This window comes from Bacillus sp. FSL K6-6540, assembly GCF_038007545.1.
This window is the reverse complement of the sequence record NZ_JBBOXH010000001.1, coordinates 1,519,540-1,533,372: the sequence shown is the minus strand read 5'-3', so window position 1 is coordinate 1,533,372 and position 13,833 is coordinate 1,519,540. Positions and strand designations below refer to the sequence as shown.

Below are 13,833 nucleotides of genomic sequence, written 5' to 3'. Positions count from 1 at the left end.
AGGACGGTCTTGTCGGTTGATGACTTCAATTCATTCTAGTCGACGAATTTCAGTTGGACCAGAGCACGGTTCAGAATCAGCGCCGCTTGCGCGCGGGTAACCGAATCGAGTGCTCCGAAATTGCCATGGTTGTCACCCTGTACGATGCCTTGCTTAGTAAGACTGGCCACATGGGCAGCCGCCCATGCCGGGATGGATGCCTGATCCTTGAATCCGGCAGCGGCATTCGCACCCTGATTCGATAGATCTGCCGGATTCACCGCCTCCATGGCCCGGGTGATCATTACAGCCATCTCCGCTCGGGTCATGCTGGCATTCGGCGAGAAGGCACCGCCGTTGCCGCCCTCGATCAAGCCGTAGCGCGAGGCTGCGCCAATCTCGCCGGCATACGCGGAATGATCCTGAACATCCTTGAATGCACCGCTCTCGATGACCGGGCTGAGCCCCATCGCACGGACGAGCATGGCCGTAAATTCAGCTCGCGTGATCGCCTTGCCCGGTGCATAGGAGTCCGCGTTGACTCCGTTCACGAGCAGCTTGGAAGCCATGGATTCGATTTCCGATTGCGCCCAGTGGCCGTCAAGATCCGCAAACGTCTTCTTGTATTGCAGCAGCGCATAAACGCCGTTTCCGGCATGCTTGACTTCGATCGCCGCTTTACCGTTCCATGTCGTCCTTACGGCCGGTACAAACCGGAAAGTCCCCGCCGCTTCGTCATAAATGACGGCAGCAAGCGAATCCGGATTCATCCCTGCCGGCAGCGGCATGATACGGCTGATGACGCGCTTCCCGAAATCCTTCAGTTCCTGTTCTGCGCCAGGCGCTCCAACCGCTGCGCCGAACCGCAGTCCTCCATTCGCTGCCAACGAGGCGCCCATGGAAGAGGCCTTGCTTGTCATAGCGTCCGCTACCTTGCCTGCTGCCGGAGCCACCGACACCTTCACCTCGATGCCGCCGGACCCTTGTGCCGTCTCCAGAGCCTCATCCAGAGGCAGAGCCGTTATCGGAAGACGGAAGGCTCCAAGTGCGGTCTCCAGCACCAGGGTTGCCTTCGGATTCCGTTCCATGGCCTGCTTCAGGCCTGCTGCCGGAAGGGACAGCTCCGCGGCACGGTTCAGTTCAGGAGCCCGAATAATCAGTTCCTGCTGCCCGTTCGCGGATAATTCGGTCAAGGCCTTTTTCCACGCCTCTTCCTTTACCGTAATGCGGTCCATCGTTCCGCCCGCAGCGGCGCTAATATTCAAACTATTGCCTGTCATCACGTTCGGCTCGGAGGTATTACCGCCCGTGGAAGGAGGATTAGGCTGCGTTGTCGGCAGCGTTACCGAACCGCCTCCCGAACCGCCTGATCCCGATCCAGGAGAAGAGCCGTCGCCAGGATTTGCCGGCTTCTTCTGCTCCGTAATTCGGCCCTCGACCTTCGGCGACACCTTACCGCCCAGCTTGTTCACATATTCCATGAAAATTTCATAATCCGGGTAACCCAGATCCTCGTTGTATTTCCCTTCGGCAATCGCATCGGCAAAGGATTTGTATCCATCTCCGCCCTTGGCTACAAAACTGTTCGTTGCCATCCGGTACGTTTCGGTCAATACCAGAGGTTTGTAGCTTCCGTCTTTCATGATCTGTACGTCGAACACTTTATCTCCTGCCGGTGCGCTAGGATCCCACTTGAATTTCATCCCGGCGATTTGCGGGAACTTCCCTGGCAGATCCGCCAGTTTGGCAGCGCTTATTCCGTTTTCCAGCCCGTCTTTCAGCTGCTGTCCGGTGACGTCCATAACAAACAGCGTATTTCCGAAAGGCATCACCGTACGCAGCTCGCCCATCGTAATATCGCCTTCATCAATCGCGGCGCGGATGCCTCCGCCATTCGTGAGGGCAATATCGGCGTTTTTCAGCTCTTTGGCTTTAGCCAGCATGCCGTCGGCAATCAGATTGCCCAGGTTCGTCTCCTTGGAGCGGACATTCTCGCGTTTGCCGTCAAGCTCGACTCCGGCAATGCCGATAACCTGCTTCATCAGTTCTTCCAATTCCGCTTTGTAAGGAGCCAGCATATCCTTCGCTTGCGTGTCTTCCTGGACCGTGTTGTCTACCGGAATCAGCTTCCCGCCAAGTTCGCCGTCTCCCACGAGAACAACGCCGTTTTTATCAAACTGCAGATCTACCCGGCCGAGGAACTTGCCCCATTCATTCGCTTGAACGATGACGGTAGGGGTATGATGCTGACTGTCCGTCACCACTTCCGGCGCGTTTAGCGTCGTATGGGTATGACCTCCGACGATGAGGTCGATGCCTTCGACGGCTTCGGCCAGCGCCAGATCTTTGGCGTACCCTAGATGGGACAGGGCGATGATCTTGTCCAGCCCCTCCTTCTCCATCGCCTCAACGGTAGCCTGAGCCGAGTTCACCGCGTCACGGAAGACCACGTCTTTACCCGGGCTGGAGGTTTCCGCGGTATCTTCGGTCGTTAAGCCGAACACCCCGACCTTCTGGCCGTCAACCAGCAGTATCACGTATGGGTATACCCCGCTATTTGCCGTCGTCTTGGGCTGATCGGTATCGATAACCGCCGGCTTGTTAATCAAATGTGAAATGTTAGCGTCGCGGCTAAGATCCACGTTCGCGCTGACGAGCGGGAAATGCGCCTTGCTCACGAAATCCGCAAGCGTCTTGGTGCCTTGATCGAATTCATGGTTACCGAACGTCATCGCGTCATACCCCATATAGTTCATGAAGGCCAGATCAGCCAGCCCAAACCATTTGGTGAAATACAGATCGCCGGAAAAGACGTCCCCAGCATCCAGCAGCAGGCTGTTTCCGCCTTCGCTGCGGATCTCCTGAACCAGCGTAGCCCGTCTGGCCACTTCCGCCAGATGCGCATGGGTATCGTTGGTATGCATCACCGTTAACTTCCACGGTTCTCCATCCGGCGAACCGTCCGTTACGTTAACCGATACTTCCGCCGAACCGTAGCCATCCTTGCTCAGGACGGTGATCACGGCTTCTCCTGCGGATACCGGCGTAACCAGGCCGTTTTGGTCCACGGCGGCTACCGTTTCGTCGGAGGAACGCCAAGCCAGCTCGGCCGATCCGCCCTGAACGGGCTCAACGCTTGCTTGCAACGGTTCCGGGGACCCGCCCGTTTTCAACGTGAGCGATGGCTTATCCACCGTAATTTTGGTCACCTGAAGCTCCAGCAGCACCACCGTTCCGCTAACTTCATTCGCAACCAGCAGCAGCGGGCGTCCTGTTTTGCTGTCCGAAGCCGGAATAAAGTCCAGTCCCTCCGGTCCGGAATCCGATTGGATGCCTCCGTTGAAATCCCGCGAGTTGAAGTAGTTCAGGAACGCCGGCGCGGCCGGATCCGTTACGTCATAGGTCATGACGCCGCCAATGCGCTCCAGTCCGACAAAAGCCAGCGTCTTCTGTCCGACCTTGCCCACGGCAACATATTCCGGCTCCGGGCCTTTCTTGGCGCTGCGGCTGTCCAGATCGGTTTTGTCATTGCTTGCATTGAAATGATTCGGCAAGCGCTCCGCCGTAATCTTCTCAAAATCACTGCCGCTGTCGTATGTCTGGGACAAATCCGCCGCATTCCAGATGGAGAAGGAACGCCCCCCGTACAGATACAGCCCTTCATTGCCCATATCGCTCGCAACTTCAACCTTGTCATAGGTTGTCCCTTTGCCAGCCAGGAATTGGGCTGCCGGCGACGATGGATCCAGATTGGATTTCATTTTGCCGATGTCGCTTTCATTGCTTCGGTCATCCCAGCCGGTAGCGTCCCCTTCGTTCGCGGACAGAATATACTGCTGCCCGTTCACGCTGTAGGTCGCAATTCCGTCCGGCATATACATGCCGTAAAAAGGAACATTCTCAAACTTGATTTGTCCATCCTTCAGGAGGTCGAGCTGATTTTCCGGTTGATTGAAATCCTTATATCCGAGTCCCCGGACCGATTGAACCCGCTTCGAGGCGATATCGACCACGGCTATCGCATTGTTTTCCTGCAGGGCCACGTACGCTGTCAGCTCGTCCTCCGACAATGCGATGTATTCGGGCTCCAGATCATGGACGGCATCGTTTTTCGTTCCGGTGCTGCGAATTTGGCCGTCCGCTTCTACATTCCCGCGAATATGCACCCGATCGTCAATGATCGACGGGTCATCGAACTTCAAATGGCTTACTTCGCCAGCCAAAGTATCGATAATCGTGATGCTTCCTTCCGGATCCGGTGCGGTCTCCGTGCGGGGCTCGCCTTCATCCGCCGTCAGGATATAACGGCCATCGGACGTGTACTTGACCATATCCGGCTGAACGCCGGTTTCATAGGATCCGATCAAGCCGCCGTCATAGTCGAGCACCAGGACCTTGCCGGCTTTCGTATGATCCTGCTCCTGAACGGCAACCACGACCTGCTTCGTCTTGGTGTTGATATCCACGCTGGTCAAGTCTCCATACAGGAAACCGCCCGTGTTCGCCAAATCTTCTACATGGATCTGCTTGTCCTTAACCAAGCTGCCATCGGCGCCTAGAGACACGATTTCGAGACTGGCCGGCTGGGTCGATCCGTTAACCAAATAGAGCTTCCCGTTATCTTTGTTGTATTTTACAATCTCCGCTACGCCGCCATCCTTGTTGGAAGTACCTACGGAATAATGTCCGATCATCTTCATGGCCAGCTTGTCGGCCACAGGTGCGGGACGCTTGCCCAATATTTGCAATTTCACAACCGACTGGGCCGTAGCAGGTAAGGCTGCACTATCCTGTACCGTTACCTCAACCGTATGCTCGCCCTCTTGGCCAGCCGCAGGCGTACCTGAAATGGCTCCCGTATCGGACGCAAGGGTCAAGCCTGCCGGTAAACCTGTCGCGGAGAACGCATACGGCGCTTGTCCACCATATACCTCTACGGTGACCGCATACGGCTCATCCGCATATGCATCCGGAAAGATCATATCGGTAATGCCCAAATCCACGGCAGCTATAGCTGCATCTTGTGATGTCGTCTCCATGCTGGCGGTCTGGAGCAATTCCTGCCCCTCGCCAGCATTCACGCTGCCCCCCGAAAATAGAGAGGCCATCGTGATTTCCGCTGCCATCAACAGCGAGACTACTTTCATGCTTTTATGCTTCAACTCCATATCCCCTCTTCTACCTTATTTACATTCAAGTGTAAGGAGGAAGTGTTAACGGATGCTCAACATCAGTCGCGGTTTATGTAAAATGGCTCCGAGCAGCAAAAAAAGCCTCGACCTCCAAGTCGGGCTTCCCAGAGCAGCAGCTGCATTCGAGCTGGCGGCTTCCTTATTCTTTTCTTCCATATGTATTTCGGTCTGCTTATAACATGCGCCAGCCTCGGATCATCTCACCTCTTCAATCAAAAACCCCGAAATGCCGCAATGTTGCAATCGTGATCAGGATGAACCACCGAATGAGAATGATCCCCCAAACGATAAGAAGACCTTGGAACAGCCGCTCAACCATCCATTCGATCTTCTTGTTTGACGTATATCTGCGCCTCTGCTTAAAAAACCACGCCGCGAATCCTTTGGGAATATCGCTGAAAGTTGTCTTTGGCTCCATTGGCTGCGTCCTCCTCCATTTTCTATCGATTAGCATGTCGGATATACAACGCAAGTCTTCGGTTGAACCGTTTCTTGAATTTTATCATGTTTAATGGAAAAATCCACCATACATCATGTTTCTTTGTCACATTTCCGACAATATTGTAGTCAAATCGACATGATGTCTGATAAACTAACATAAAGAATTGCTATTTGTAACACAAACACTTCACAAGAATAACAGCCGAAGATCTATTCATGACTATTCGAAGGCCATAACGTGTGCATATCATTTATGTTTGCCTAGGAAAGAGGAACCAACATGAATCGTAACTGGTTTACGCGGATGCTTATGCTGTATATCCCTGCTTTTCTGATCGTCCCCGCCTTTTTATTTTTCGTCTTTTTCCAATCATTGAGCGAAAGCAACCGAAAGGATGCCGAACGTTCCAATGCTTTCGTAACCCAGCAAGCGATGCTGATGATCGATACGTCGTTGTCTTCCCTGGATCAGAAAATTTCGCTTGAGATGCTGCGCAATCGAAAGGTCATCTCCTTTTTCTCCAGAAGCACGGAAAAGGATCTGCCCCTTCAGGTGGACGTGATGAATCTATTGCGCGATTTAAAAATGACCAATCCTCTGATTCATTCCATTTACATGGTTCAAGCGGATCATAATCAAGTCCTCAATGAAAGCACAAGCTATTCCTTGGATCAATATGCCGATAACGCCTTCATCCGCTCCAAGCTGGAAGCACCCAACAGCCATTGGTCGGATACCAGGCTGTATAAGGAGCTTCCGTCCGACAAAGGGGTCCCCGTCGTCTCATTGACGCGCAGCGTTTCCATCTTCTCCAAGCATCATGGGTTAATCGTCGTTAATGTAAGCGCTGACGCCCTGCAGGGAATGCTTCTTCAAATGCACGACCCGTCTTCCCGCATACTAAGCCTATATGATACACAAGGGAACAGCGTGTTCGATATGGCAAAATCGGAGACTTCCGTCAGCAGGAGCGGAACCAGCAACGGCGCCCTTCAGTCGGAAGCGAATTCCGACTATACGGGCTGGCGCATCGTTAGCAGCGTTCAAGGAGCGGATACCTTCAATTTCATCATCAGCCTATCGAATATTTGGTTTATTGCCGGTTTGCTTCTCTGTGCCGTTTCGGTCGCCTGGATCGTCTACGTGACGCTGCAAAATTACAGGCCCATTCAGCGCCTGGTCAACCAGCTGCAGCAGCTATCCTCCAAGGAGGACGCCCCGGAGGAAATCCATAAAAACGAATTTACGTTCATCAATTCTAAATTGCAAAACATGATTGATCAGAACGCAAGATTCCAGCTTCAGTTCGAGGAGGATTTGAAGGCCCAGCAAAATTTTTTCGTGTATGAGTTGCTGGAAGGGACGCGTTCCTTCGATTTGAAGGAATGGGAGAAGGAATCGGCCAAGCATGGCCTGCCCGTGCTGTTTGGCAAGCAGCTGGTTTTTGTCCTGGAAGTGGATCACCGTTCCGAGTGGAGCGCAAATTACGGTCAGATGCAGCATGGCACTCAGCAAAAAGCCATCGAAACCATCATCCTGGAAGCGGCGTCGGATCATGCCTGCGAGGTGAAGCTGCTCTGGGTATCCTTGCACCAGCTTGCTTGCATTCTGGTCATATCGCCAGAAGCGGAGAAGCTGGCATTCGAGGCACTCTCCTTCGCGGAAGAATGCCAGCGCCGATTTGCCGATGCCTTATCGTTCACCTTATCCGTCGGCCTCGGGGAGCCGGTCGAGCATCCGGACAATCTGCATGATTCATACCATGAGGCATTGGATGCCCTGCAAACGAAGCCCGTCAATCGAAGTGCCATGATCATTCCTTATTCGTCCGATCCCTTATCGAAGGATCATAGTTTTCATTATTTTCAAAAGGTTGACCGGATCGTTGACGCCTTCCGACTCCAAGAAGCCAAGTGGAAGACGGATATGCAGGCGCTCTTTCAGAACATGCTGGAAGAAGGCATATCGCGCCGGGGCGCAAGCAGCGTGCTGCATTACCTGACCTATCATCTGAACAAAACGGCTTCCGGAATGAACGACGAATACTACCTGCTCTGGAAAACAGAAACGATGCCGGCACTGGACCGGGTTCAAAAAGAAATCGACCTGCCGGAGGATTGGACGCAGATGGTGCTTCAGCTTCTGGAGCAATTTGCCGAACGGCTGGATACGCAGCGGAATCTGCGAAGCCAGGGAAACCTCGTCCAAGAGGTTAAGGCTTATATTGAAAAGCATTATACGAAGGCGGAACTATCCCTTGATTACCTGCAGGACAAGTTCGGGATCAGCGGCAAATATTTGAGCAGATTGTTCAAGGAAGAGTACGGCTTGAAATTCGTGGACTTTTTGATTGATTTACGAATTCAGGAAGCGAAACGGCTCCTCACGGAAAGCGCATTGTCTGTACAGGAAATTACGGAGAGGGTCGGTTACAGCAGCCCGATTTCATTTGCCAGGACTTTCAAAAAAATTACCGGCGTCCCCCCGATGGATTACCGCAAAGGCAAATAAAACGGCGCAGAACCTAAACATCAAACGAAGGTCGAGAAGGACATAATATGGTCCCTCGGCCTTTTCCCGTTTATCCGTAGTGGCTCCTGCCCGCGCAGCCATTCCCATCGGGCGCAAAGTAGAAAATAGTTCCGGGTAGAGAAAAGTTTTTTGTGATTTATATTACATACATTTTCCAGTGTTATTTAAATTGCCATCGCGGTAACGTTTACACTAACACTAGATTCGCCTTTCGGTTTGTTAAGTGAAAAGTGTTTGTTGTCTGGCCTGGCAGCAGGTGTTTTTATTAAGGGCAAGGAACGGCGCCTCACCGCGCTTTCCACCATAACCAAAAAACCAGAAGGGGATGAACTAGCAATGGTAGACAGAAACAGAAAGAAAAAGGGATGGACGGCGCTGATCGCTGCAGCCGTTACGTTATCAACCGTATTAAGCGCCTGCTCGGGTGGCAAGGAACCGGCCTCCGCAAGCAACGCCCCGTCCGACGGCGATCCAATTACGATCTCGTTCGAGACGTCGGTATACGCCGAAGAACCTCATAAGAAGGCAATCGATGCACTCATTGCCAAATACAATGAAACCCACCCAAACGTCACCATCAAAGTTCATGGAACAGACTACGAGAATTACTGGGATAAACTGACCACCGAGATTCTGGCAGGTACGCAGGGCGACATCGTTCAGGTATACCCGGAGAATATCGCCACTTATAATGCGCTGCAGAGCGGGGGCACCTTCGTGAATCTCGACGAGAAGATTCAAGCGAGCGGACTTGAGGACAAGCTTGTCGGACAGGAACTGAGCAAGGTGGACGGCTCTTATTATGCCTTATCCAATTACGCATGGGGATCAACCGGCATTTTCTACAGCAAATCGATGTTTGAAGCCGCCGGAATCGATCCGGCCTCCATTCAAACGATGGATGATTTCAAAGAAGCCGCCATACAGCTTGGCGGTGTTAAAGACGGACAATACGGGTTCTCCAGCGTCATCGGCACCCATCCCTTTATCGCCTCGGAATGGTACCGGCTGCTCGCTCGTCCCGTATCGGGAGGCATTTACTTCCCGGACGGCGAAGCTGGCCCTTACGAGGCCGACCGGATTAACGTCAATTCCGCACCAAACGTTTGGGCAGCGGAGTGGTGGCAGGATTTGATCAAGAACCCGCAGGCCACGCCTCCGGGAACCCGCGACAAGAAGGTCAGCCGCGAGATGTTCTGGAACGGCCAGGCCGGCATGATGATGGATGGTCCCTGGTTTATCGGCATGACCAAAGAACGCGATGAAGCTTTAATGAACGACCTGGGGCTCATGCCGCAGCCTTCCGTCGTATACGAAGGCCAAACCTATAAACCGAACCCGCACAATTATCCGATCGTGTCGATGATTTCCAAAGACAGCAAGCATCCTGACGAAGCTTGGGAGTTCCTTGAATGGATGACCTCCCGGGAAGCGCAGCAAATTATTGCCGGTTCCGGCATGATCCCGAGCAGCAAGGAATACGCCGAATCCGAAGAATACAAAACGGAGAATCCGCTGGCTGCCCAATTCTTCGATTTCCAGGAGAATGTATACGCCCCGGCCGTGATGGACCCGCCCATCCCTGAACTCGGCTCCCTGTCCCAAATCCTGATCAATGCCGCGCAGGAGATGTTCGTCGGCATGAAAGACGCCAAGACGGCGCTGGATAGCGCGGCTGAGCAGATGAAAGACACGATGCATTAAGAGGCATTCGAATACATCAAACGATTGAAGCTGCCCGGCTCCACTGCCGGGTAGCACTTACATCATAAGGAGGTGGGGGAATGAATCCAACGCGAACGGATGTGACAAGCAGGCAAACTCCCTTGCCGTTGAAGAGAGCTTCGAAGGCCAAGCGATTATGGCTGGAGGAAAAACGGCATTTCAAAAAAAATACAGCCGCCTATTTATTTATTGCGCCGCTGGCCATTACCGTTGCTCTTGTACTCCTCTATCCGATTTTGAAATCGGCGCTCATGAGCGTGCAGTACTGGAAGGTTGCGAAGCCGATTGCCGAAGGCAATCCCTTCGTAGGCTTGGACAACTATGCAGCCGCCATCCAGTCGGGGCATTTCCTGAAATCGTTGGGCATTACCTTTCTATACATTATCGTGACGGTGGTTCTGCGTTTCCTGCTGGGAATCGGTACGGCCGTCCTGCTGAACATTCCCTTTAAGGGCCGAGGACTCGTAAGAGCGCTGGTGATCATCCCATGGGCCGTCCCTGAAGTCGTTGCTTGTCTCGTATTTATTCTGATGTATGATTACCAATTCGGCGTGATCAACGATCTCCTGCTGAAGCTCAACCTGTTTTCCAATCCGGTCGCTTTCCTCGGCGAAGCCGACACCGCGCTCTGGGCAGCCATGTTCGTCAATGTATGGAAGGGCTTCCCGTTCGCCGCCATCATGCTGCTCGCCGGTCTGCAGAGCATATCCAAAAGCTTGTACGAAGCGGCGGAAATCGACGGTGCCTCTAAATGGCGCAAGTTTCTCAGCATTACCTTCCCGATGTTAAAGCCCGTATCCGTCATCGTCTTCCTGCTGCTGATCATCTGGACCATCAAGGATTTCGGCATCGTCTACGTCCTCACCGGGGGCGGACCGAGCCGGGTAACCGAAATACTGACCATTTTTATCTACAGGGCAGGGTTCAAATCGTTTGACTTCGGTTTGGCTTCCGCTGCGGGGATGATCCTGCTGGCCATCTCCATCGTATTCACCGTGATGTACATGAAAGCAACGAAGGCAGGTGAGATGTCATGAGCAAAGGGATCAGCAAAATCATCGTATATGCATGCGCCGTTCTCATTTCGTTGTTTGCCGTATCCCCTTTCCTATGGATGATCCTGACTTCGTTGAAGCCTCAGGCCGAAATCTACAGTACGCCGCTGACGTATCTTCCTAAAGAGCTTCATTGGGAGGGGTACAAGGGCATGCTGAATCCCCATGCGGACGACAGCGCCAACTTTATGAAATGGTTCGGCAATACGGCGTTTGTCTCGCTGCTAACGACGGTATTCTCTCTTATCATCTCCGCCTTTGGCGGCTATGCGATGTCCCGGTTCGGTTTCCGGGGACGGATGTCGCTCGGATATATCATCTTGTTGACGCAGATGCTCCCCGGCTCGCTGCTCATTATTCCGCTGTACCTGATCATGAAGGATTACAATCTGCTGAACTCCCATCTGGGTCTCGTCATTGCCTATACCACTTTTGCGGTACCGTTCTGTACCTGGATGCTGAAGGGCTACTTCGACAGCGTATCCCAGTCCATCGATGAAGCTGCGAGCGTTGACGGTGCCAACCGCTTCACAACCTTTATCCGGATTTTGCTCCCGCTCACGCTTCCCGGACTCGTGGTAACCGGCATCTTCTCTTTCTTAACCAGCTGGAACGAGTTTATGTTTGCCCAGACGTTCATCAGCGATTACGACAAATGGACGCTGTCGGTCGGCATCGCCAGCTTTCAGGGACAGTATGTCGTCAACTGGGATTACCTCATGGCGGGCTCCGTCATAACCACGCTTCCGATCGTGATTGCGTTCTGGCTGCTGCAAAAGCATCTGGTCAGCGGAATGACCGCCGGAGCCGTTAAATAAAGCTAACCATTCAAGGAGGGGTTACAATGATCAAATTCGGAATCGTAGGCATGGGGATTCGCGGCAGCATGTTCGCCGATACCCTCAGCCAAAATCCTTATGCGTCGCTGGCCGCGGTCAGCGACGCTTATGAAACTACCCTGAACGCGAGCATAGAGAAATACGGGGTTCCCGGCTATTTGCAAGTTGAGGATATGCTCGAAAGCGAGGCTTTGGATGCCATCGTGATTGCCACGCCGGATTTCCTGCATAAAAAGCCCGTTATGCTCGCGGCTAAGCAAGGCATCCATATCATGGTCGAAAAACCCTTCTCCACCTCCGTAGAGGAGGCCGAGGAAATGTACGCCGCGGTAGAGAAAGCGGGCATCAAATGCCTCGTCGCATTCGAGAATCGCTGGAATTCTCCTTTCGTTGCGGTTAAGGAAGCCGTCCGGAATGGGGACATTGGCCATATTCTGACCATCAACACCCGCTTGAATGACACCATCTACGTGCCTACCAAAATGCTGAAATGGGCCGGGGAATCCACGCCGGGCTGGTTCCTATTCCCGCATGCGACGGATATTGCCTTATGGCTGAAGAGCGGGGTTCTGCCGGTCAGCGTCTACGCGGTAGGGACGAAGAAGAAATTGGCCGGGATGGGGATCGACACCTACGATTCCATGCAAACGATCGTATCCTTCGACGATGGCACGCATGCAACATTCACGACCAGCTGGGTGCTGCCCGAATCGATGCCGCTGATCTATGACTTCAAAGTCGAGATCATCGGCGAGGACGGGGCATTGTATGTCGACTTATCCGATCAAATGGTCCGTAAGGGCGGCAGCGTCTACAGTCATGTCCATACGCTCGGCACGCCCATCAACGGCCAATATACCGCGGCGCCCCATTATATGCTCCATTCCTTTGTCGATCATATCCGCCTGGATACGATGCCCGAATCGGGCGCAGCTGCCGGCCTGCTGAATACCAAGCTGGTACATGCCATCCATCGCTCCGTCTTAAGCGGACAGGTTGAGCAGGTGTGACATGGAGGCATGCCCAGCGGTTGAATCATGCACTTTTCTTGACATGCCTGCAGTGAGGGCCGAAAATGATCGCTTACCCATGACGGTGGTTCCGGGATGGGGGAGCAGAGTCATCTCGCTGCGCTGGAAACCATCGGACACCGAATTGCTGCGCACGCCGCCTTCCATGACGGAATATGAGCGGACACCCTTCTTATACGGCATGCCTGTCTTATTTCCGCCCAACCGGATCGAGAACGGCAGCTTTACCTTTGAAGGCCGCCCCTATCAATTCCGCATCAATGAGCCGCAGCATCACAATCATGCGCACGGACTTGTTCATGACGAAGCATGGGAAGTCGGACGCTGCTGGACCAAGGGGAATCGGGCCGTGATCGAAACCGTGTTCTCCTCAAGAGGCCGTCCAACGGTCATGTCGCAATTTCCGCATGAGTTCACGATCCTTCTGCGCATGAGCATTGACGGCGCTTCGTTCAGGCAGACGGCGGAAATCCGCAACAAAAGCAAACACTCTTTTCCATGGGGACTGGGGTATCATACCACCTTCCGCTTTCCTTTCGGAAATGCGGAAGGTCAAGAGCGCTGCACGCTGCGGGCGCCTGTCGGGAAACGATGGGTTCTTAACGACCGGGTGCTGCCGACCGGGGAGCTCGCGCATGACTTTCGCAGCAGAAGCTTGCGGGACGGCATTTCCGTCAGCCAGTTTCCGCTCGATGATCTGTTCCTTGCCATGCCGGAAGACCGTAACGAAGCCGTATTAACCGATCCGGCGGCTGGCCTCCAGGTTACATACCGCGCGGATGACGCCTTCAAGCATTGGGTGCTGCACAATGGCGATGGGGCGAGCGGTTATCTATGTCCCGAGCCTTATACTTGCGCTACCAATGCCTTCAACCTGGGGATGGATCCGGAAATCACCGGCATGCAGGTGCTGGGGCCCGGGAGGACCGCCCTGCTGTTCTGTACCATCCATGTGGAAGAACTCTGATTCTCATCGACTTCAACCATGACAAAAGCGGTCCGCTACCAAGGATGTTTCCTTGAGCGGGCCGCTTTCCC

The 13,833-nt window shown here is 53.4% G+C and carries 8 protein-coding genes; 6 read left to right on the top strand and 2 right to left on the bottom strand.

Going from position 1 to position 13,833, the window contains the following annotated elements:
- Positions 1–35 precede the first annotated feature (35 nt).
- Both MHH82_RS06525 and MHH82_RS06520 read right to left on the bottom strand, forming a co-directional pair.
- Complete coding sequence (locus MHH82_RS06525) at positions 36–5,147, bottom strand: choice-of-anchor I family protein (RefSeq protein WP_340964480.1); 5,112 nt, start codon at positions 5,145–5,147, stop codon at positions 36–38.
- Positions 5,148–5,379: 232 nt separating this feature from the next.
- A complete protein-coding gene (locus MHH82_RS06520) occupies positions 5,380–5,589 on the bottom strand; it encodes a hypothetical protein (RefSeq protein WP_036662393.1) in 210 nt (69 codons plus the stop codon).
- A 303-nt stretch (positions 5,590–5,892) separates the two neighbouring features.
- Between MHH82_RS06520 and MHH82_RS06515 the strand changes: the two genes are divergently transcribed.
- The 6 genes from MHH82_RS06515 to MHH82_RS06490 all read left to right on the top strand — a co-directional run bounded on the left by MHH82_RS06515 (position 5,893) and on the right by MHH82_RS06490 (position 13,762).
- Positions 5,893–8,124, top strand: a complete 2,232-nt coding sequence (locus tag MHH82_RS06515; protein ID WP_012819412.1) for a helix-turn-helix domain-containing protein — start codon at positions 5,893–5,895, stop codon at positions 8,122–8,124.
- Positions 8,125–8,481: 357 nt separating this feature from the next.
- Positions 8,482–9,849, top strand: coding sequence for an ABC transporter substrate-binding protein (locus MHH82_RS06510; protein ID WP_081746291.1), 1,368 nt, complete (start codon positions 8,482–8,484; stop codon positions 9,847–9,849).
- An 80-nt stretch (positions 9,850–9,929) separates the two neighbouring features.
- Entirely contained in the window at positions 9,930–10,907 is a 978-nt protein-coding gene (locus tag MHH82_RS06505; RefSeq protein ID WP_251499466.1) for a carbohydrate ABC transporter permease, read from the top strand.
- Positions 10,904–11,743 (top strand): carbohydrate ABC transporter permease, encoded by an 840-nt coding sequence (locus MHH82_RS06500; protein WP_012819409.1) that lies wholly within the window; start codon positions 10,904–10,906, stop codon positions 11,741–11,743. Before MHH82_RS06505 ends, MHH82_RS06500 begins: the two co-directional genes overlap by 4 nt.
- Positions 11,744–11,769: 26 nt before the next feature.
- Positions 11,770–12,774, top strand: a complete 1,005-nt coding sequence (locus MHH82_RS06495; protein ID WP_036662374.1) for a Gfo/Idh/MocA family protein — start codon at positions 11,770–11,772, stop codon at positions 12,772–12,774.
- A gap of 1 nt (position 12,775) precedes the next feature.
- Complete coding sequence (locus MHH82_RS06490; RefSeq protein WP_340964471.1) at positions 12,776–13,762, top strand: aldose 1-epimerase; 987 nt, start codon at positions 12,776–12,778, stop codon at positions 13,760–13,762.
- Positions 13,763–13,833: the final 71 nt, after the last annotated feature.

Excerpts from the sequence above, each read along its gene's own strand:
- MHH82_RS06515 (WP_012819412.1), top strand. The coding sequence starts at position 5,893 with ATGAATCGTAACTGGTTTACGCGGATGCTTATGCTGTATATCCCTGCT.
- MHH82_RS06495 (WP_036662374.1), top strand. The coding sequence starts at position 11,770 with ATGATCAAATTCGGAATCGTAGGCATGGGGATTCGCGGCAGCATGTTC.
- MHH82_RS06525 (WP_340964480.1), bottom strand. The coding sequence starts at position 5,147 with ATGGAGTTGAAGCATAAAAGCATGAAAGTAGTCTCGCTGTTGATGGCA.
- MHH82_RS06520 (WP_036662393.1), bottom strand. The coding sequence starts at position 5,589 with ATGGAGCCAAAGACAACTTTCAGCGATATTCCCAAAGGATTCGCGGCG.
- MHH82_RS06510 (WP_081746291.1), top strand. The coding sequence starts at position 8,482 with ATGGTAGACAGAAACAGAAAGAAAAAGGGATGGACGGCGCTGATCGCT.
- MHH82_RS06500 (WP_012819409.1), top strand. The coding sequence starts at position 10,904 with ATGAGCAAAGGGATCAGCAAAATCATCGTATATGCATGCGCCGTTCTC.
- MHH82_RS06490 (WP_340964471.1), top strand. The coding sequence starts at position 12,776 with ATGGAGGCATGCCCAGCGGTTGAATCATGCACTTTTCTTGACATGCCT.
- MHH82_RS06505 (WP_251499466.1), top strand. The coding sequence starts at position 9,930 with ATGAATCCAACGCGAACGGATGTGACAAGCAGGCAAACTCCCTTGCCG.